Below are 19,054 nucleotides of genomic sequence, written 5' to 3' on the forward strand. Positions count from 1 at the left end.
CGTGACACGACGCCGGCTTGTCGGGTCGGGAGCCCCCTTTTAGCGTTAGCCCGGCCCGGGCCCTCCCGGCTACCTTGGCGGGCAGCGCGCCGGCCGGCCCCCTGGCGTTGGCGCCCCGGACACGCCGCCCCGACAATCATGGTCGTGGGCACAATCAGAGCGGCGGAGGGCGGTGCGGTGCGGGTGCTGATCGGGCGGGCGAGCCGTACCGCGTGGCCCGCCCCCGCGCGCCTGGGCGGGCCGGCACGCCAGCGACGATGCGTGGGCCGGGCATGACCGCCGACCTGTCGGAGGCGGTGACCGCCGCGCAGGCCGGGGACGAAGAGGCCTTCCGCTTCCTCTACCGCAGCCTCCAGCCTGGGCTGCTGCGGTATCTGACCGTCCTCGTCGGGGCCGAGGCCGAGGACGTCGCCTCCGAGACCTGGCTCCAGATCTCCCGTGACCTGCCCAGCTTCACCGGGGGCGAGTTCCGGGCCTGGACGGTCACCATCGCCCGCAACCGCGCGATGGACCACCTGCGCCGGTTGCGCCGTCGGCCCTCGCTTCCGGTCCCGGTGCAGGCGCTCGCCGAACTGGCCAGCGACGCCGACACCGCCGAGCGGGCCAGCGAGACGATCGGTACCGAGTCCGCCCTCGCGCTGATCGCCACCCTGCCGCCCCGGGAAGCCGAAGCGGTCCTGCTGCGGGCCGTGATCGGGCTGGACGCCGGATCGGCCGGCCGGGTGCTGGGCCGCCGGGCCGGTGCCGTGCGGACCGCCGCTCACCGCGGCCTGCGCCGGCTCGCGGTCCTGTTGGCCCGGCAGACCCCGACCGGGTCAGCGGTCGGGGTCGACGAGGTGCCGACGCCCCGCACCGGGAGCGGTTCCGCCCTGCGGGCACCGCACACCGAACCGGCGGACGGCTGACGTGAGGGGACTCCCGATGAACCCGTTCGGGCGGGCCGAGAACGCCGACACCGAGCGGTTGCTCGACTCGGCCCACGCCCGGGTGGACACCGGGCCCGATCAGGGCCCGTGGGCCGCGCCCACGAGAACCGCGCCCACGAGAACGGACACGACCTCACCTCAGGCGGACGAGGCCCTCCCGACCGTACGAGGGGCCGATCCGGTGGCCGCTCTGCTCGCCGCGGCGGCCGGCCCGGCCCGACCGGGCGAGCTGGCCGGCGAGGAGGCCGCGCTGGCCGCCTTCCGGGCCGCCCGGGCCAACCCGACGCCGAGCGTGGTGCAGCGACGCCGCCGTCGGGTGACCACCGGTGCGGTGGCCTGGATCGGCGCGGTGGCGGCGACCGCCACCGCGGGGGCGGCCTTCGCCGCGGTCACCCGGGACCGGGCGCCAGAACCCGTCGTACCGGCGCCGTCGCGCACCTCACCCTCGCCGCCGCCGGACCTACCCCGCTCGCCCGAGGCCGGTCGGTCGGTGGCCCCCGGCGCCCCGTCACCCGACACCGCCACGCCGCCGGCCGCGTCCGCCTCCGCCGCCCAGCTGCACGGACAGTGCCGGGCGTGGCAGGCGAAGGCACCCGACCAGCGGGAGAAGGCGCTGCGCACGCCGGCCTTCCAGCGGTTGGTCACCGCTGCCGGCGGCCCCGCCGAGGTCGAGGCGTACTGCCAGCGGCTGGTGCCCGAGACGAAGCCGACCGCGTCGGCGAAGGGCAAGCCGACCGCGTCGGTGAAGGGCAAGCCGGCCGCGTCGGCGAAGGCCCCGCCGCCCCGGGCGCGACCGGACCACCCCGCCGCCGGCTGAACGGTCGGCGGCGGCAGCGGTTTGGTTCCGCCCTGGATCGGACATTCGTCTGTTAGACAGGGGTTGGTGGTGCCGTGCGCGCCCCCGACGGTGTCGGAGGGTGGGTTTACGGTGGCACGGTGTGCCGGAACCGGCGCATGGAGAGGGGGCCTGACCCTTGGTGACGTCGCCTGAGCTGGACCGCAGCGCCATCCTGCGCGAGTCCGCAGCCGCAGTCCGACATCTCGCCCGGATCTGCTTCAAGACCGGCCCACCCACCCACACCGGCGTCGAACTGGAATGGACCGTGCACGACGCCGCCGATCCCGCCCGCCCCGTCGACGCGACGCGGCTGCGGATGGCGCTGGGGCGACACCGCCCCACCACGCTGGATGCCACCAGCCCGGCCGAGCCGCTTCGACACGGCGGCCTGGTCACCCTGGAGCCGGGCGGCCAGTTGGAGATCTCCACCCTGCCCCGCCCCTCGGTCGCCGCGTTGATCAGCGCCACCGAGGCCGACATCGCCCAGGTCACCGACCTGCTGGCCGCCGCCGGGTTGATCCTCGGCCGCAGCGGCATCGACCCCCACCGACGGCCCCGCCCGGTGGTGGAAACCCCCCGCTACCGCGCGATGCGCGGGGCCTTCGACCGCCACGGCGCGGCCGGCCGCACGATGATGTACAGCACCGCCGGCCTGCAGATCTGCCTCGACGCCGGTGAGCCGGGCCAGGTCGCGCACCGCTGGGCCGCGGCGCACGCGGTCGGGCCCCCGCTGCTCGCCGCGTTCGCCTCCGCCTCCCGACACGCTGGGCGGCGCACCGGCTGGGCCTCCGCCCGGATGGCCGCCTGGCTGGCGATCGACCCGGCCCGGACCAGACCGGTCTGGTCACCGGCCCGTGCCGGGGACGATCCGACCGACGCCTGGGTCAGGTACGTGCTCGCCGCGCCGCTGCTCTGTCTGCGCCGGCGCGACGCCGACTGGGCCGCGCCGCACGGCGTGACCTTCGCCGACTGGCTCGACGGCGCGCTGCCACAACCACCCACCACCGATGACCTCGACTACCACGTCAGCACCCTCTTTCCACCGGTGCGGCCGCGCGGCTACCTGGAGCTGCGCTACCTGGACGCTCAGCCCGATCGGGACTGGCGAATTCCGCTGGCGGTGCTGACCGCCCTGTTCGACGATCCGGGCACCGTGCGTGAGGCGTACACCATCGCCGCGCCGGTGGCGCACCGCTGGTCGGCCGCCGCCCGGCACGGTCTGGCCGACCCGGCGTTGGCCGCCGCCGCGGCGGCCCTGCTCCACCTGGCCCTGACCGCCCTACCCCACCTGGACCTGCCGGCCAGCATCCACGACGAGATCCGGCGAGGGGTACGCCAGCGGCTGGCCGCCGCTGAGAGGAGAGACCAGTGAGTGCGAGGAGTGAGCCGGGGTTGCGAGCCCCGCAGTCGGGTGGCGTCGACGGGGAGCGGTTGCGAGCCCCGCAGTCGGGTGGCGTCGACGGGGAGCGGTTGCGCGACCGCATCGCGGTGGAGTTGGCGCGGGCCCGCGCCCGCACCTCGTTGTTGACCGAGGTGGTCGACGACGCTGATCTGACCCGCCAGCACTCACCGTTGATGTCGCCGCTGGTCTGGGACCTCGCCCATGTCGGTAATCAGGAGGAGCTCTGGTTGGTCCGGGACGTCGGGGGCCGGGAGCCGGTCCGGTGTGACATCGACGAGTTGTACGACGCGTTCAGGCAGCCGCGTCGGGACCGCCCCGCGCTGCCGTTGCTGCCGCCTGCGGAGGCGCGCGCCTACCTGGCCACCGTTCGGGACAAGGTGCACGATCTGCTCGACTCGGTGGCCTTCACCGAGCGGCCACTGGTCGCCGACGGGTTCGCCTTCGGCATGATCGTGCAGCACGAGCAGCAGCACGACGAGACCATGCTCGCCACCCATCAGTTGCGCTCGGGGCCGGCGGTGCTGCACGCCCCGCCGCCGCCCGAGCCGTCGGTCCGGATCGGCGCGGAGGTGCTGGTGCCGGCGGGCGAGTTCACCATGGGCACGGACACGGATCCGTGGGCGTTGGACAACGAACGTCCGGCGCACCGGGTCGACCTCCCGGCGTACGCCATCGACGCCGCGCCGGTGACCAACGGTCAGTACGCGGCCTTCATCGCCGATGGCGGCTACTCCGAGCAGCGCTGGTGGAGCCCGCCCGGCTGGGCTCATCGGGTTCGGGAGCAGCTCAGCGCCCCGATGCACTGGCGCCGTGACGGCGACGACTGGTCGTACCGGCGTTTCGGCCGGTGGGCGCGGGTCCGCGCCGACGAGCCGGTGGTGCATGTGTGCTGGTACGAGGCGCAGGCGTACGCGGCGTGGGCCGGTAAGCGTCTGCCGACGGAGGCGGAGTGGGAGAAGGCGGCCCGGTGGGATCCGACGACCGGGCGGTCGCGCCGCTACCCCTGGGGGGACGACGACCCGACCGAGGCGCACGCGAACCTCGACCAGCGTCATCTGTGGCCGGCGCCGGTGGGCGCGTACCCGGCGGGCGTCTCCCCGTTGGGGGTGCACCAGCTGATCGGCGATGTCTGGGAGTGGACCTCCACCGCGTTCGGCGGGCACCCGGGGTTCACCGCGTTCCCGTACCGCGAATATTCGGAGGTCTTCTTCGGCGACGACTACCGGGTGCTGCGTGGTGGCTCGTTCGGCACCGACCGTTCCGCCTGTCGGGGCACCTTCCGCAACTGGGACTATCCGATTCGCCGGCAGATCTTCAGCGGGTTCCGTTGCGCCCGTGACGTGCGGCCGGACGAGTCGTACCGGTGAGTCGCCGCACGACCGGCGGCCCGGCGGCGGGCCGGGGGCGCTGATGTGTCGCCACCTGGCCTATCTGGGGCCGCCGGTCACCCTGGCCGAGGTGTTGTTCGATCCGCCGCATTCGTTGGTGCGGCAGTCCTGGGCTCCGCGCGACATGCGCGGCGGCGGGACGATCAACGCCGACGGGTTCGGTGTCGGCTGGTACCCGGGGGAGGGTGAGCCGGTGCGGTACCGGCGGGCGCAGCCGATCTGGAGTGACCCGACCATCGCCCAGCTCGCGGCGGTGACCCGTAGCGCGGCGGTGGTGGCGGCGGTGCGCTCGGCCACGGTCGGGATGGCGGTGCTCGACGGTGCCGCCGCGCCCTTCGCGCAGGGGCGGTGGCTGTTCAGCCACAACGGTGTCATCCGTGGCTGGCCGGATTCGATGGTGCCGCTGGCCGCCGCTCTGCCGGTGCGTGACCTGCTCACCCTGGACGCCGCCACCGACTCGGCGTTGCTGTGGGCGTTGGTGCGGCATCGGTTGCGCGCTGGCGTCGACGCGGGCGAGGCGGTGGGGCGGACGGTGACCGACGTCGCCGCCGCCGCGCCCGGGTCGCGGCTCAACGTGCTGCTCACCGACGGGCACCGGGTGGTGGCCAGTGTGGTGGGGCACGCGTTGTCGGTTCGCAAGACGCCGGGTTCGGTGCTGCTCGCCTCCGAGCCACACGACGACGATCCCGGGTGGCGGTCGGTGCCGGAGGGGCACCTCGTCGTCGCCACCGCGGACGAGATGCGGGTACGTCCACTGCCGACCCCGGTGCGCCGCGCCGGGCGGGCCGGCGACGGTTGATCGAACAGAGGAGCGAACCGATGACGGCGGAACCCCTGGAGGTCTACCTCGAAGAGGGTGACCTGGAGCGCGGCCTGCGCGACGATGTCCGGGCCGGGCTGAGCGCCGGGCCGAAGTGGTTGCCACCGAAGTGGTTCTACGACGCCCGGGGCAGCGAGCTGTTCGAGGAGATCACCCGGCTGCCCGAGTACTATCCGACCCGGGCCGAGCGGGCCGTGCTGGCCGCGCACGCGCCCGACATCGCGGCGCTGACCGGGGCGAAGACGCTCATCGAGTTGGGTTCCGGTTCGTCGGAGAAGACCCGCCTGCTGCTGGACGCCTTCACCCGTCGGGGTGGGCTGGGCACGTTCGTTCCGCTCGACGTGTCGGTCAGCGCGCTGCGCGGTTCCACCGCCCAGATCGCCGCCGACTATCCCGGCCTGCGGGTGCGGGGCATCGTGGGGGACTTCACCCGGCAGTTGGATCGGTTGCCCACCGGCGGCCAGCGTCTGGTGGTGTTCCTCGGCGGCACCATCGGCAACCTGTTGCCCGCCGAGCGGGCTGAGTTCCTCACGGCGATGCGCGCCGCGCTGGAGGTCGGTGACTGGCTGTTGCTCGGTACGGACCTGGTGAAGGACCCGTCGGTGATCGTGCCCGCGTACGACGACGCGGCCGGGATCACCGCCGAGTTCAACCGCAACGTGCTGCACGTGATCAATCGTGAGTTGGGCGCCGACTTCGACCCGTCCGCGTTCGCGCATGTCGCCGTCTGGAACGCCGAGCACGAGTGGATCGAGATGCGGTTGCGGGCGACTCGGCCGATGCGCGTGCGGGTGCTGGGGCTGACTGTCGATTTCGCGGCGGGGGAGGAGCTGCGTACCGAGGTCTCGGCGAAGTTCCATCGGGAGGGGATCGCCGCGGAGCTGGCCTCGGCCGGCTTCGCCACGGCGGAGTTCTGGACCGATCCGGACGCGCTCTTCGGTGTCACGCTGGCGCGGGCGCGGTGAGCCTGTTCACCCGACCCGGCCGGTCCGGGTGGTGATCCGATAGGCTGGCCGCGCGAAGGGGAGTAGCCCCCAATGTCGTGGTCGACATACTGGTGCGTTCCGCATCCGGCCACGCGGCCCCGGTTTCCGGGGCGGGCGAGACCTTCGACTCAGGCTGTTGCAGCCGGGTCGAGGGCGCCCCTGTACCTCCTCCCGGCGTGAACGGGAAGGACGTCATGGAGGGATTTTTCGCCGCGCTGGTCGTCAGCTTCGGCGTCATCTTCGTCGCCGAGCTGGGGGACAAGTCCCAGCTGATGGCGCTGACCTTCGCCACGCGGTTCAAACCGATCCCGGTGCTGATCGGCATCACGATCGCCACCGCGGTGGTGCACCTGGCGTCGGTCGCGATCGGTGTGGGTCTCGGGGCGGTGCTGCCGACCGAGTGGATCTCCCTGGTGGCCGGCGTGGCGTTCCTCGGGTTCGGTGCGTGGACGCTACGTGGGGACAAGCTCACCGAGGAGGAGAAGCGCAAGGCCGAGAAGACCAACAAGACCGCGCTGGTGGCGGTGTCGGTGGCGTTCTTCCTCGCCGAGTTGGGTGACAAGACGATGCTCGCCACGATCACGCTCGCCACCAAGTACGGCTGGTTCGGCACCTGGCTCGGCTCCACCATCGGCATGGTGGCCGCGGACGCGCTGGCCATCATGGTCGGCCGGATGCTCGGTCGGCGGCTGCCGGAGAAGACCATCAAGTACGGTGCGGCGATCCTCTTCGCCATCTCCGGTCTCTGGCTGATCCTGGAGGCGGTGAACGAGCTGACGTGAGGGCCTAGCTGCACCGAGGGCGGGTAACGGCCCGGGGTGGAGCCGGCCGAGTTGTTGCGCCAGGGCGATCAGGTGCTGGTTGCCGTGGTGGAGGTGGCCGGCGCGCTGGTGATCTTCGTGGGCGCGGTGTGGGCGGCGGTGCGGTTCGTGGTCGAGGGGCTGCGACACCGCAGTGCCGCCCGTTTCACGCCGATCCGGCTCTCCCTGGGTCGCTTTCTGACGCTCGGTCTGGAATTCCAGCTGGCGGCCGACGTGCTGCGTACGGCGGTGTCCCCGTCGTTCACGCAGATCGGCCAACTCGCCGCGATCGCCACGATCCGGACGGCGTTGAACTACTTTCTCGGCCGCGAGATCCGTCAGGAGCAGCGTCAGGTGGCCGAGGGGGAGCGGCGCGCGTGATGGGCGCTCTGGTCACGGCGGTCACCGCCCTGGCGCTGGTCGCCGGGGTGGTCACCACGCTCACGACGAGAGCCCTGCGCAGCGGCGTGCGGATCCTGCTGGACGTGCTCACCGCGGCCGGGGTGCTCCGGCTCGCGGGCGAGCCGGGTTGGAGCGGCCTGGCCGGTGCGGCGGCGATCATCGTCCTGCGTCAGGTGCTCGGCATGGCGCTGAGCAGGCCACCACCATGGTCCGGTCGACAATCCCCGGCGCCCTGCGCCGACGACGATCACCACCTACCGTTGGCGTCAACAGGTGAAGCGGGAAAAGCGGGAGGATGATCACATGAGCCGGCACGACGAACCGAACGAGTACGGCTTCTCCGGCGCTGGCACCGCTCCGGAGCCGCCGCCCGGCGGGAAGCCCGACGAGCAGGATCGCGTCGAGGCGGTGGCGGTGCCGGGCGATGACCTCACCGGGCCGGCGGCCGAGGCGCTGGCCGAGGAGACCGAGGACCTGCCGCCGGCCGAACGTCGTCAGTGACCGGGGTTCGGCGCGCCGGCCTTCACCGGGCGTCGGGGTTTTGGTAGACGTCGGGTACGCCGTCCCGGTCGGCGTCCAGCTGTTCCCGCTGGGCCACCATCCGGTACGCCGCGTTGCGGCGGACGAGCACGGTCGCGGCCAGCCCGGCGGAGATCACCGAGCCGAGCAGCACGGCCGCCTTGACCCGGTCGTCGGCCGTGCTGCCGGCCCCGAAGGCCAGGTCGCCGATGAGCAGCGAGACGGTGAACCCGATCCCGGCCAGCAGGGCGATCCCGAGCAGGTCGGCCCAGGTGATGTCCTCGTCGAGTTCGGCGCGAGTGAACCGGGCGAGCAGGTACGTCGAGCCGAGGATGCCGATGCTCTTGCCGAACACCAGAGCGGCGACGATGGCGATCACGATCGGGTCGCTCAGCAGGGCGCCGAGGTCGGTGCCGCGCAGGGTGACTCCGGCGGCGAACAGGGCGAAGATCGGCACCGCGACGCCGGCTGACACCGGCCGCCAGCGATGCTCCAGGTGCGCGGCGAGCCCACCCTCGCCGGCCTGCGCGTCGCCGCTGGCCGACTGGTCGCTGCCGGTCACGTGGTTGCCGCTGGCCGACTGGTCGCCGCTCGCCGGCCGGCGAGCGAGCACCGGGACGGTGAAGCCGAGCAGGACACCCGCCACCGTGGCGTGCACCCCCGAGGCGTGCATCAGTGTCCAGGCGGCGATCGCGAGGGGGATCAGCGCCCACCACCAGGTCCGTCCCCGCTGCACCAGCACCGCGAAGAGTCCGATCGGCGCCAACGCGGCGAGCAGCGGAATCAGTTGGAAGTCAGCGGTGTAGAAGATCGCGATGATGGTGATGGCGAACAGGTCGTCGACCACCGCGAGGGTGAGCAGGAATGCGCGTAGGCCCTGCGGCAGGTGTGAGCTGACCACCGCGAGCACGGCGAGCGCGAAGGCGATGTCGGTGGCGGTCGGAATGGCCCATCCGCGCAGGCCCGCCCCGCCCGCGCTCAGGATCACCGAAACATAGATCAGCGCCGGCAGCAGCATCCCGCCGAGGGCGGCCACGACCGGAAGCGCGGCCCGGCGCGGGTCGCGGAGGTCACCGGCGACGAACTCCCGTTTGAGCTCCAGGCCCACCACGAAGAAGAAGATGGCCAGCAGGCCGTCCGCCGCCCACGTGGCCAGGTCCAGGTCGAGGTGCCAGGGCGCGCCGGGCCAGGGCACGACATGACCGAGCCGGGTGTACGAGTCGGACCACGGGGAGTTGGCCCAGATCAGCGCGATGACGGCGCCGACCAGCAGCAGTGCGCCGCCGACCGTCTCGGTACGCAGCACGTCGGCCAGGTGCCGGGCCTGTGGCCAGGATGAGCGGGAGAACAGCCGAATCTTCGGCGGACGTGGCCCGGTTGATGGGGTGCGGGAGGTCATCTGTGGGGTTCACCTAGGGGAGTCGGGACGGCAGGAATCCACTCGCCGACCAGACTTCCCGGCACACCACCGTAGACCCTATCCGGCGGCGAGGTCGGCGGCCGACGCTGGGCCGATCGGACGCCTCAGATCGGACTTCGACTTTTTTCCCCGTTGTCGCCGCAGCCGAATGGGCGTTTGTCGGGTTGGTCAAGCGGGCGCACATCTCGCCGTCGGAAAATGCATAACTCCGGACATAAGCCGCATGAGCCGCTTTAATGGTTTCACGAGTTTAGAGACGACCTTGGGGGTTTTCGTGAAGTTCTTTGCCGTAACCGGACCGGCATGGGGGCGCTCCTGATGGACCTGCTCCGCCATTTGCGCCACGTGCGTCGGCACTGGTGGGTCGCGCTGGTCACGGTCATGGTGGCTCTCGGCGTCTCGGCGTTTCTGACCGTACGGGCCCAACCCCGATACGTCGCCTCGGTGACCTTCTTCGTCACCACCCCCAACACCGGCGTCACCGACGCCTACCAGGGTGGGCTCTTCCTTCAACAGCGCGTCAAGTCGTACGCCGACCTGCTCAGCAGCGACCGCCTGGCGCAGAGCGTCGTGGCCGAGACACCGGTCGGCCTCACCGCCGACGAGGTGCAGCGCCGGGTGAGCACCTCCACCGAGGCCGGCACCGTGCTGCTGCGGGCGTCGGTCACCGACACCGACCAGACCCGCGCGTTGCGGGTCACCGAGAGCCTCGCCAACAAGTTCGTCGAACTCGTACAGAAGGTCGAGACGACGCCCGAGGGCAAGGCGCCCATCAAGATTGAGGTGGTCAGCGGCCCCCGGGTCAGCGCCAACCCCGTCTCGCCGCAGCCGATCCGCAACCTCAGCCTCGGTGGCGTGATCGGCCTGATCCTCGGCATCGGCCTGGCGATCCTGCGGGGCGTCGCCGACGTCCGACTGCGCGACGCCGCCGGCCTGCAACGCGCCGCCGGCAGCCCGCTGCTCGGGGAGATCCCGTTCGAGGCCAACGCCCGCAGCGCCCCGCTGATCGTGGGCGACGCCGCCACGTCGGCGCGCGCCGAGGCGGTCCGCAAGCTGCGCACCAACCTGCGCTTCGTGGACGTCCACGAGCCGGCCCGGGTCATCGCGGTGACCAGCGCCCTGCAGGGCGAGGGCAAGACGACGCTCTCCTGCAACCTGGCCATCGCGCTGGCCGAGGCGGGCTGGCGGGTGCTGCTGGTCGACGCCGACCTGCGCCGCCCGAAGGTCGACGACTACCTGGGCCTGGACGCCGGCGTCGGACTCACCGACGTGCTGGTCGGCGACGTCAAGGTGGGCGACGTCGTGCAGCGCTGGGGCGACAAGTCGCTGCTGGTGCTGCCCAGCGGCTCGGCCCCGCCGAACCCGAGCGAACTGCTCGGCTCCAAGGCCATGTCGGACCTGCTGCTGGCGCTGCGCGAGTCGGCGGACATCGTGATCATCGACACCGCGCCGCTGCTCGCGGTGACCGACGGCGTGGTGGTGGCCGTGCAGGCCGACGGCGCGCTGCTGGTGACCCAGCAGGGCCGTACCTCACGGACCCAGGTCGCCGCGGCGGCCCGGTCCCTGCACTCGGTCTCGGTCCGACTGCTCGGCTGTGTGCTGAACATGGCCAAGGTGGCCAAGGCCGAGGCGTACCAGTACGAGGCCTACCGGGTGGTGACCTCGACCACCGGGGCCTCGGTGCCGGCCGACCGGGCGGCGTCCGGCCGGCACAGCGCGACCGCCGACGGGGTCAACGGCGTCCCCGACCACACCCAGGAACTCACCCGGCTGCCCCGATGAGCGCGGCGAGGGGTCGTAGCGACTGTTCGATCTCCTCAGCGCAGCGTCGGAAGTCGGCCGCGGTACCGCCGATCGGGTCCCGAAGATCGTCCTCGTCCGGGGCGGTGGGTTGCAGCCGTCCCCGGGCCTGGGCGGCGGCGGCGATCGCCGCCCGCAACGGGTCGTCGGCCGAGTCGGCGGGCAGTTCGGCCGCCGCGGCCAGCCGGCCGAACTGGCGCAGTGTGAACGTCCGGTGCAGCGCCCCCGGCGCCAACGCGGTGCAGATCGAGCGTTGGCGTCGGGTGGCGGTCAGCACGAGCGTCGCGTCGACCAGGTACTCGGGGCGCAGACCCCGGGTCCGGAACGCCGCCGGGTCCGCGCCGCTCTCGGTCGCGATCTCCATGGCGTACGGGTGCATGCCCAACCCGTCGATCGCGTCGGTGCCGGCACTGGCCACCTCGACGGACTGGCCGGCCAGCAGCCGGCGGGCCAGGTACTCGGCCATCGGCGACCGGCACAGGTTGGCGTGGCAGACGAACAACACGCGATCAGCCATCGGTGCCCCTCTCATCGGTACGGACACGGGCGCCCGCACCGCGGGGGCGGTGCGTCGACGCCGGTGGCCGTGCGGGGAGGGGTTGTCGGCATCGTACGCGGGCCGGGGGCGCGCCGGTCGCGGTGCCGCGCCGGCCGCCGGAGATCCCTGTGGGACGGGGGAGAACCGGTGAAGATCGGCATCCTGTCGTACCACTTTCCGCCGGAGCCGGCGTTCATCCCCGGGAGCCTCGCCGAGGAGTTGGTCGCGCGTGGGCACGAGGTACGGGTCCTCACCGGCTTTCCGGACTACCCCGGCGGGCACGTCTACCCCGGCTGGCGACAGCGGTGGCACCACGAGACGCACAGCCAACGGCTGAGCGTCCGACGGGTGCCCCGGTACCCGGGGCGGGCCGCCTCCATCGGCGGGCGGATGGCCAGCTACCTCTCCTTCGCCGGCAGCGCCGGGCTGGTCGCGCGCCGGTTCCTCGCCGGCATCGACGTGCTCTACGTCTTCCAGCTGCCGGCGACCACGTTCGCCGCCGCCGGGGTGCTGCGGTTGCTCGGTCGGGTGCCGGCGGTGCTGCACGTGCAGGACGTCTGGGCCCGCGACGGCGCCGAGGAGGACGGTGAGGGACGCTGGGCAACCCGGCTGGGCAGCGCGATGACGCGGGTCTACCGGACCGCGGCGCGAATTGCGGTCGCCGCGCCGTCGATGCGGGACCTGGTGGTCGCCGCCGGCGCCGACCCGGCCCGGGTCCGGCTGGTGCTGAACTGGACCGACGAGCGGATCTTCCACCCGGCGACAGCCGGCGCGGCAGCCCGCCAGTTGGTCCGTCGAGACGGTCGGTGCGTGGTGATGCACGCCGGAACCATCGGGGAGCGGCAGGGGTTGGAGACCGCGGTCCGGGCGGCCGCGGCGCTGGACCGGACGATGGATCTGGTCCTGGTGGGTTCGGGAGCGGCGGAGCGGCGGGTGCGGGGGCTCGCCGCCGAGCTGGGTGCGGACAATGTCCGGTTCCTGGAGCGTCGGTCGCCGATCGACATGCCCGAGCTGTATGCGGCCGCCGACTACCAGCTGGTCATGATGCGTGACCTTCCGGAGCTGCGCGGCACGGTGCCCGCCAAGCTCCAGGCCGCGCTCTCCTGTGCCGCGCCGGTGATCGCGTCGGCCGGCGGCGACACGGCCGAGCTGGTGGAACGGGCTCGGGCTGGGCTGTCCTGCCCACCGGAGGACTGGGCGACGCTGGCCGACCGGTTCTGGTTGGCCGCCACCATTCCGCCACCGACCCGCACCGAGATGGGTCGCCGCGGGCGGGCCGCCTACCTGCGGGAGATGTCGCTGCCCGCCGGCGTGGACCAGATCGAAGGGCTGTTGCACGAGGCGGCCGGTCGGGTCCCCGAGGCCGCCACGGAACCACGAAGAAAGCTCGCTTAAAGGGCGACAACTGCAATAACGGTACGAAATTCCCAAGGGCGTGCTAAGAACGTCAGGGAATCGACCTTCTGTCCGGTTCCGCGAACGAGAGTGTGGTGTAACAGTGAGCGAACGACCGACCCGGCGGCGGAGCCGGTCCCGGCGTCGTCGGCGTGCCCGGCTGCGACGGGCCCTCCTTGGCGCCCTGGTGGTCGGCTCGCTGCTGCTGGCGACCGGCGGGTGGGTCGGCTTCCGCGGTTGGCAGGCGCGCGCTCACCTGCTCAACGCCGCAGGTCTGGCCCGAGAGCTGAGCGCCCAGGTGGTCGGCGGGGACACCGAGCGTGGCCTGCGGACGCTCGCCGCCCTCCAGGAGCAGGCCGACGCGGCGCGCGCGGCAACGGCCGACCCGAGTTGGCGGCTGGCCCGGCGTACGCCCATCGCCGGCGACGACCTCGACGCCGTCGCGCAGATCGCCGTCGCCATCGACGAACTGGCCCGGCACGCGTTCCCGAACCTGCTCCGGGCGGATCTGACCAGCCTGGTGCCGACCGGCGGCCGGCTGGACCTCGCCCGGCTCGCCGCCGTCTCGTCGCAGCTGACCGAGGTGCACGAGTCGGTGCAGCGTACGCGCCAGAACCTGGCGGCGGTGCCGGCCGACAGCCTGGTCAGCCAGATCCGGCAGGCGCTGAGCGACCTGCGCGACGAGATCGACCGTCTCGCCAGCCTCACCACGGCCGCCGACCAGGGAGCCCGACTGCTCCCGCCGCTGCTCGGCGCGAACGGACCCCGCCGCTACCTGCTCGTTTCGCAGAACCTCGCCGAGCTGCGCGCCACGGGCGGCATGTTCGGCGCGTACGCGATGATCGAGGCGGAAAACGGCAAGGTGAAGATGGGCAAGCAGGGCAGCAGTGCCTCGCTGGGCCTGTTCCGGCCGGCGGTGAAGGTGCCCGCCGAGGTCCAGGCCCTCTGGACGGACCTGCCCGGCATGTACCCGGCCGACGTCAACCTGTCCCCGCACTTCCCGACCGCCGCGACGCTGTACCGCGAGATGTTCCGCCGCAAGACCGGCACCACGGTCGACGGCGTGCTCGCCGTCGACCCGGTGGTGCTGTCCTACCTGCTCAAGGCGACCGGTCCGGTGCTGGTGCCCGGCGGTGTTCCGCTCGCCAGCGAGAAGGTCGTGCAGACCCTGCTCAGCGACAGTTACCAGAACCTCGACATCGACCAGCAGGACGCCTTCTTCGCGGCCTCCGCCGCCTCGGTGTTTGACGCCTTCTTTAAGAAGAATGTCAACCCACGGGTGTTGTTGTCCGCATTTGACCGTGCTATCACCGAACGCCGGATATTGTTCTGGAGTGCCCGACCCGAGGAACAGCGGACATTCGGCGGAAGCCGGATGGCCGGGACGCTTCCGGAACAGGACACCGTGCCAACTGTCGGCGTGTTCCTCAACGACGGCAGCGGCGCGAAGCTCGGCTACTACCTGCGGCCGACGGCGAACTTGACGGTCGGCGAATGTCGGCCCGATGGCCGCCGCGAGCTCCGGCTGCGGGTGACCCTGCGCTCGACGGCGCCGAAGTCCGGACTGAGCAAGTCCGTGCTCGGCCTCGGTCTGGCTGGCGACCCGTACACCGCCCGCACGTTGGTGTCGATCTTCAGCCCGGCTGGTGGAGCGGTGCTCGAGGCCCGACTGGACGGGACCGAGACGGCGCTCGGCAGCGGCACCGAACGCCGCCGCCAGGTGGCGACAGCAAACGTCGACGTCGGCCCCGGCACCGAGAGAGCGCTGGAAGTCACCGTCCTGACGGCCAAGACCGGCGTCGGACAGGCCGAGCTGTGGCTGACCCCCACCGCCAGCCCCTGGACCACCCAAGTTCATTCCGCACCAAGCTGTGATCAGTAGGAGGGAACCAATCATGCGGCTATCCCGCATCATCATGGCGCTCACGGTCGGCCTGGCCGTGGTAGCCGTGCCGACGGCAGCGGGCGCGGCGCAGCCGCAGCCGGCGCCCAGCGCGACCACTGACCCGCCCCAACCGCCGCCGTACCCGCCGACCGTCGCGTCGCTGACCGTCAACCGTCCGACGATCTTCCTCGGCGAGACGGTCTTGCTGACCGGTACCAACTTCGGCCCGAACGAGACCGTCGACATCTCGGTGACGGTGACCCCGCTGGCCGCCCCGGCAGCAGGTCAGGCGCCGGCGCGTCGTAGCGACGGCACCACCGTCGCCATGAAGCCGGTGGCGTACCAGGCGAGCGCGCCGCTGAACTTCACGGCGTTCACCAACGCCGAGGGCCGCTTCACCAAGAGCTACCGGCCGTCGGTGACGGGTCTGCTGACCTTCACCGCCACCGGTCGGGAGTCCGGCCGTACCGCCAGCACGGAGCTGCGGGTGCTGCACAAGAAGCAGCCGCTGCCCGTCACGGGTGACAGCCTCGGCACACCCATGAAGCTCGGTGGCGGCCTGGTCGGTGCCGGAGCGGTCATGCTTCTGCTGACCCTGGCGTGGCGTCGCCGGCAGCGCTTCGGTGGTGCGGCGCACTAATCCACACCGCCGGGCTGTGCCCGGATCGCAGTGAAGCTGGCGCCCGTCGGAACACTCCGGCGGGCGCCAGCCCCGTCCAGAGAGCCGCCCGTGCCGGTGCCGCCCGTGCCGGTGTCGATCGTGCGTGGGGTGGTCGTGCCTATGTCGTTCGTGCCGGTGCCGGTCGCTCCAGTGCCGGCTGTGCCGACGAAGGTCATGCCAGTGCCGACTTCCTGCGTCGGTCTTCGGCGCGGCCTTCCAGCGCCGGCCCTCCTGGCAGGTCGCCTTTCTAGGCAACCTAGGGAATTTTATCCGCGCATGCCCGATTTCAGGCGGCCGGTCCGTTCTTGATCGACTCGGGTTTCATGAAGTCGGGGTGTCCCGGCGTCCCGGATCCCCCGGTTTTCATGAACGCGAGTGGATCACCAGAGTGAGGGCCGATGTGACGCCGCCGCCCTGACGTGGTGTGGGCGGTTTGTCCGGTGGCGGGTGGTTGTGGGGTGTGGTCGGGTGCACCCGTGGGCCGGAATCGTGGCGGGCCCAGGGTCGTTACACTCCCTGACGATCGCAGCACCACCGCCGCCCCTCACCGGCGCGGGACGCCGGGTTCGGCAGGTGGGAATGCCAGCCTCGGCCCGGTCGTTGCAGTCCCCACGACCAACCGCACCGCCTCGATGTGGGTGCCTGGCAGGTGGTCCAACCCCCCGGGAATGACCCCGGCCGCCCGGTCGTTGCAGTCCCCACGACCAACCGCACCGCCTCGATGTGGGTGCCTGGCAGGTGGGCCAACCCCCGGGAATGACCCCGACCGCCCGGTCGTTGCAGCCCCCACGACCAACCGCACCACCTCAACGAGGGTGCCTGGCAGGTGAGCCAACCCCGGGAATGACCCCCGCCGGTCGGTCGTTACACAGGGACCCGGCGCCACGAGCCCCCCGCCCGTGAGGCCGCCGACCCCCGACGCCCCATGAGGCGTCACCCCTCAAGACTTTCCCCTTGTTTGTGCAGCGCCGGACGAGGTGCTCACACCCCTGCCGCCGCCCCCCCTTGGTGGTTCGGGTGTTCCTACCCCCGAAGGAGCTACCCCTCATGAACACGATCATCCGTAAGAGCGTGCTGTCCGTTGCTGGTCTCGCGTTCGCCGGTGGCGTCTTCGCCGGCCCGATTGCCGCCCACGCCGCCACCCCGACCGTGGACACCAAGCCGGTCGCTATGGCCGTGCAGTCGGCGCCGAAGCCGCAGGGCGACCAGTCGCACATCGCCCTGAACGACGAGCAGACCGCCAACGTCAAGGCGATCATCGCCGCCACGAAGAAGGCCGGTATGCCCGAGCGGGCCGCGGTGATCTCGATCGCGACGAGCCTGCAGGAGTCCAAGCTGGAGAACCTCGGCCACCTGGGTGACATGAACGACCACGACTCGCTGGGCCTGTTCCAGCAGCGCCCGTCCAGTGGTTGGGGTACCCCGGAGCAGATCACCAACCCTGAGTACTCGACGACGGCGTTCCTCAAGGGCCTCAAGCAGGTCGACGGGTGGCAGGACATGCCCCTGACCCAGGCCGCGCAGACCGTGCAGGTGTCGGCCTACCCGGACGCCTACGCCCAGTGGGAGCAGCAGGCTGCTGACCTGGTTGCCCAGTACTGGAACAGCTGACCCACAACACCACCGCACCACCGCACCACCGCACCACACCGACCGCACAGCAGGACCGCACCACGGCACGACCGCACCACCCGCACAAGCACCACCGCACGACAGCAGCACAGCAGGACACCGACCGCTGGCCGGCACCCGCAACCCGGGGTGCCGGCCAGCGGCGTACCCGGGTCAGCTCTTGTGGTTGTGGGTGCGCCAGATGTCGATCAGCGCGGCGACCAACGCGAGCGCGATGATGCCGCTGGCCAGCATGAGGGACTGTTCGAAGGCGGAGGTCCAGTCGCCGTGGCTGTCGGCCAGGGTGGAGAAGAACAGCGAGCCGACGGCGGCGATGCCGGCGGCGGCGCCGATTCGTTGGCCGGTCTGGAGCATGCCCGCGCCGCTGCCGGCCTGCCCTACCGGCACCTCGGAGAGGGTGATCGTCTGGTTGGGGGCGATCACCAGCCCGCTCCCGATGCCGGCGACGAGCAGGGGGCCGGCGGTGACCCAGGGTGCTGGGGCGTGCGGGGCGAGGTGCAGCGCGATCACCGTCGCGGCGAGTCCGACGACCACGGTGAGCAGACCGATGGCGACCAGTGGTCGGCCGAAGCGGTTGACGATGCGACCACCGAGCACGGCGGCGGCCGCCGAACCGAGGGCGAAGGGGGTGATGGCCAGGCCGGCGATGAGGGCGCTGTAGCCGAGGCCCATCTGGAGGAACAGGGTGAAGATGAAGAAGATCGCGGTGAAGCCGCCGAAGTAGACGAGCGCCAGGATCGAGCCCAGGGTGTACGACTGGAGGTTGAACAGTCGTAGGTCGAACAGGGGTTGGTGGTGGCGTGCGTACCGTCGCTCCCAGAGCCCGAAGGCGACCAGCACCGCCAGGCCGGTCGGGATGAGCGCCCACTTCCAGGGGGTTCGCCATTGCTGTTCCTGCACGAGTGGCAGCAGGACCAGGACCACGCCGACGCCGAGCAGGAGGACGCCGACGGGGTCGAGTCGTCGCCACCCGGGCTGACCGGTGGGTCTGCCGGGCAGCAACCGCCAGCCGAGGATCACCGCGAGGACACCGACCGGCACGTTGACGAAGAAGACCCAGCGCCAGCCGTGCTCCTCGCCGCCGATGGCGATGAGCAGTCCGCCGAGCAGTGGTCCGACGGCGGTGGAGATGCCGATGGTGGCGCCGAGCAGCCCGAATGGGCGGGCGCGTTCGGGCCCGTGGAAGAGTTGTTGGATCAGCCCGATGACCTGTGGGTTGACGACGCCGGCGGCGGCGCCCTGGAGCAGTCGGGCGATGACCAGCCACGTCGGCGAGGTGGCGAGGCCGGCGAGCGCGCTGGTGATGGTGAACAGCGCGATGCCGAAGACGAACGCGTTGCGCCGTCCGCGGGCGTCGCCGAAGCGGCCGGCGGGCACCAGCGCCAGGCCGAAGGTGAGGGCGTACCCGGAGAGGATCCACTGTAGGTCACTGGATGAGGCGTGCAGCGCCCGGTCGATGGATGGCACGGCGACGTTGACGATGCTCACGTCGAGCAGCGTCATGAACGCGGCGACGAGTCCGACGCCGACCGCCTGCCAGCGTCGGCGGTTCTCGGCTGCGCTTACCGGCTGCGGCGTGGACGCCGCGCTCATCGTGCCCCCCGTCGACCGTCGATCACCCATTGTTGACCGCTACCCGGGT

The 19,054-nt window shown here is 71.9% G+C and carries 18 protein-coding genes; 15 read left to right on the forward strand and 3 right to left on the reverse strand.

The genetic code is table 11. The features are described from left to right. Nucleotides 1-272 precede the first annotated feature (272 nt). From EV382_RS08335 to EV382_RS08380, 10 genes are all read left to right on the forward strand, one after another. Nucleotides 273-905, forward strand: coding sequence for an RNA polymerase sigma factor (locus tag EV382_RS08335; RefSeq protein ID WP_130401004.1), 633 nt, complete (start codon nucleotides 273-275; stop codon nucleotides 903-905). A gap of 16 nt (nucleotides 906-921) precedes the next feature. Further along, on the forward strand, nucleotides 922-1,743 hold the full coding sequence (locus tag EV382_RS08340; RefSeq protein ID WP_130401005.1) for a hypothetical protein: 822 nt from the start codon (nucleotides 922-924) through the stop codon (nucleotides 1,741-1,743). Nucleotides 1,744-1,900: 157 nt separating this feature from the next. After that, on the forward strand, nucleotides 1,901-3,136 hold the full coding sequence (gene egtA, locus EV382_RS08345; RefSeq protein WP_130401006.1) for an ergothioneine biosynthesis glutamate--cysteine ligase EgtA: 1,236 nt from the start codon (nucleotides 1,901-1,903) through the stop codon (nucleotides 3,134-3,136). A 59-nt stretch (nucleotides 3,137-3,195) separates the two neighbouring features. Beyond that, entirely contained in the window at nucleotides 3,196-4,533 is a 1,338-nt protein-coding gene (gene egtB / locus EV382_RS08350; RefSeq protein ID WP_130408593.1) for an ergothioneine biosynthesis protein EgtB, read from the forward strand. Nucleotides 4,534-4,576: 43 nt separating this feature from the next. Beyond that, the gene (gene egtC, locus EV382_RS08355; protein ID WP_130401007.1) at nucleotides 4,577-5,353 is read left to right on the forward strand and encodes an ergothioneine biosynthesis protein EgtC; all 777 of its coding nucleotides are present in this window, start codon (nucleotides 4,577-4,579) and stop codon (nucleotides 5,351-5,353) included. Between the two features lie 20 nt (nucleotides 5,354-5,373). Next, nucleotides 5,374-6,339 (forward strand): L-histidine N(alpha)-methyltransferase, encoded by a 966-nt coding sequence (egtD, locus tag EV382_RS08360; protein ID WP_130401008.1) that lies wholly within the window; start codon nucleotides 5,374-5,376, stop codon nucleotides 6,337-6,339. Between the two features lie 215 nt (nucleotides 6,340-6,554). Next, entirely contained in the window at nucleotides 6,555-7,142 is a 588-nt protein-coding gene (locus tag EV382_RS08365) for a TMEM165/GDT1 family protein (protein WP_130401009.1), read from the forward strand. Between the two features lie 36 nt (nucleotides 7,143-7,178). After that, on the forward strand, nucleotides 7,179-7,541 hold the full coding sequence (locus tag EV382_RS08370) for a DUF1622 domain-containing protein (RefSeq protein ID WP_130401010.1): 363 nt from the start codon (nucleotides 7,179-7,181) through the stop codon (nucleotides 7,539-7,541). Continuing rightward, entirely contained in the window at nucleotides 7,541-7,861 is a 321-nt protein-coding gene (locus tag EV382_RS08375) for a hypothetical protein (protein WP_130401011.1), read from the forward strand. The genes EV382_RS08370 and EV382_RS08375 overlap by 1 nt, the downstream gene beginning before the upstream one ends. A 4-nt stretch (nucleotides 7,862-7,865) precedes the next feature. Next, nucleotides 7,866-8,063, forward strand: coding sequence for a hypothetical protein (locus EV382_RS08380; RefSeq protein WP_130401012.1), 198 nt, complete (start codon nucleotides 7,866-7,868; stop codon nucleotides 8,061-8,063). A 22-nt stretch (nucleotides 8,064-8,085) separates the two neighbouring features. On the opposite strand, the gene nhaA is transcribed toward EV382_RS08380, so the two are convergent. Continuing rightward, on the reverse strand, nucleotides 8,086-9,480 hold the full coding sequence (nhaA, locus tag EV382_RS08385; protein WP_130401013.1) for a Na+/H+ antiporter NhaA: 1,395 nt from the start codon (nucleotides 9,478-9,480) through the stop codon (nucleotides 8,086-8,088). A 324-nt stretch (nucleotides 9,481-9,804) separates the two neighbouring features. On the opposite strand from nhaA, the gene EV382_RS08390 reads away from it, so the two are divergent. Next, nucleotides 9,805-11,283, forward strand: coding sequence for a tyrosine-protein kinase domain-containing protein (locus tag EV382_RS08390; RefSeq protein ID WP_244236594.1), 1,479 nt, complete (start codon nucleotides 9,805-9,807; stop codon nucleotides 11,281-11,283). On the opposite strand, the gene EV382_RS08395 is transcribed toward EV382_RS08390, so the two are convergent. Continuing rightward, nucleotides 11,264-11,818: an arsenate reductase/protein-tyrosine-phosphatase family protein gene (locus tag EV382_RS08395; protein WP_130401014.1), complete on the reverse strand. Its 555-nt coding sequence runs from the start codon at nucleotides 11,816-11,818 to the stop codon at nucleotides 11,264-11,266. The genes EV382_RS08390 and EV382_RS08395 overlap by 20 nt on opposite strands. 168 nt (nucleotides 11,819-11,986) lie before the next feature. Here EV382_RS08395 and EV382_RS08400 point away from each other — a divergent pair, with 168 nt between their 5' ends. The 4 genes from EV382_RS08400 to EV382_RS08415 all read left to right on the forward strand — a co-directional run bounded on the left by EV382_RS08400 (nucleotide 11,987) and on the right by EV382_RS08415 (nucleotide 17,391). Beyond that, entirely contained in the window at nucleotides 11,987-13,234 is a 1,248-nt protein-coding gene (locus tag EV382_RS08400; RefSeq protein ID WP_130401015.1) for a glycosyltransferase family 4 protein, read from the forward strand. Nucleotides 13,235-13,337: 103 nt separating this feature from the next. Further along, a complete protein-coding gene (locus EV382_RS08405) occupies nucleotides 13,338-15,116 on the forward strand; it encodes a DUF4012 domain-containing protein (protein ID WP_130401016.1) in 1,779 nt (592 codons plus the stop codon). Nucleotides 15,117-15,129: 13 nt separating this feature from the next. Next, entirely contained in the window at nucleotides 15,130-15,759 is a 630-nt protein-coding gene (locus EV382_RS08410; RefSeq protein ID WP_130401017.1) for a hypothetical protein, read from the forward strand. Nucleotides 15,760-16,827: 1,068 nt separating this feature from the next. After that, nucleotides 16,828-17,391, forward strand: coding sequence for a hypothetical protein (locus tag EV382_RS08415; RefSeq protein ID WP_130401018.1), 564 nt, complete (start codon nucleotides 16,828-16,830; stop codon nucleotides 17,389-17,391). 174 nt (nucleotides 17,392-17,565) lie between these two features. Here the strand turns inward: EV382_RS08415 and EV382_RS08420 are convergent, their stop codons facing one another. Beyond that, the gene (locus EV382_RS08420; RefSeq protein ID WP_130401019.1) at nucleotides 17,566-19,005 is read right to left on the reverse strand and encodes an MFS transporter; all 1,440 of its coding nucleotides are present in this window, start codon (nucleotides 19,003-19,005) and stop codon (nucleotides 17,566-17,568) included. Between the last annotated feature and the right edge of the window lie 49 nt (nucleotides 19,006-19,054).

This window comes from Micromonospora violae (genome assembly GCF_004217135.1).
Lineage (GTDB): Bacteria > Actinomycetota > Actinomycetes > Mycobacteriales > Micromonosporaceae > Micromonospora > Micromonospora violae.

Coding starts and splice junctions, on each gene's coding strand:
- EV382_RS08335 (WP_130401004.1), top strand. CDS start 273: ATGACCGCCGACCTGTCGGAGGCGGTGACCGCCGCGCAGGCCGGGGAC.
- EV382_RS08340 (WP_130401005.1), top strand. CDS start 922: ATGAACCCGTTCGGGCGGGCCGAGAACGCCGACACCGAGCGGTTGCTC.
- egtC (WP_130401007.1), top strand. CDS start 4,577: ATGTGTCGCCACCTGGCCTATCTGGGGCCGCCGGTCACCCTGGCCGAG.
- egtD (WP_130401008.1), top strand. CDS start 5,374: ATGACGGCGGAACCCCTGGAGGTCTACCTCGAAGAGGGTGACCTGGAG.
- EV382_RS08365 (WP_130401009.1), top strand. CDS start 6,555: ATGGAGGGATTTTTCGCCGCGCTGGTCGTCAGCTTCGGCGTCATCTTC.
- EV382_RS08375 (WP_130401011.1), top strand. CDS start 7,541: ATGGGCGCTCTGGTCACGGCGGTCACCGCCCTGGCGCTGGTCGCCGGG.
- EV382_RS08380 (WP_130401012.1), top strand. CDS start 7,866: ATGAGCCGGCACGACGAACCGAACGAGTACGGCTTCTCCGGCGCTGGC.
- nhaA (WP_130401013.1), bottom strand. CDS start 9,480: ATGACCTCCCGCACCCCATCAACCGGGCCACGTCCGCCGAAGATTCGG.
- EV382_RS08390 (WP_244236594.1), top strand. CDS start 9,805: ATGGGGGCGCTCCTGATGGACCTGCTCCGCCATTTGCGCCACGTGCGT.
- EV382_RS08395 (WP_130401014.1), bottom strand. CDS start 11,818: ATGGCTGATCGCGTGTTGTTCGTCTGCCACGCCAACCTGTGCCGGTCG.
- EV382_RS08410 (WP_130401017.1), top strand. CDS start 15,130: ATGCGGCTATCCCGCATCATCATGGCGCTCACGGTCGGCCTGGCCGTG.
- EV382_RS08415 (WP_130401018.1), top strand. CDS start 16,828: ATGAACACGATCATCCGTAAGAGCGTGCTGTCCGTTGCTGGTCTCGCG.
- EV382_RS08420 (WP_130401019.1), bottom strand. CDS start 19,005: ATGAGCGCGGCGTCCACGCCGCAGCCGGTAAGCGCAGCCGAGAACCGC.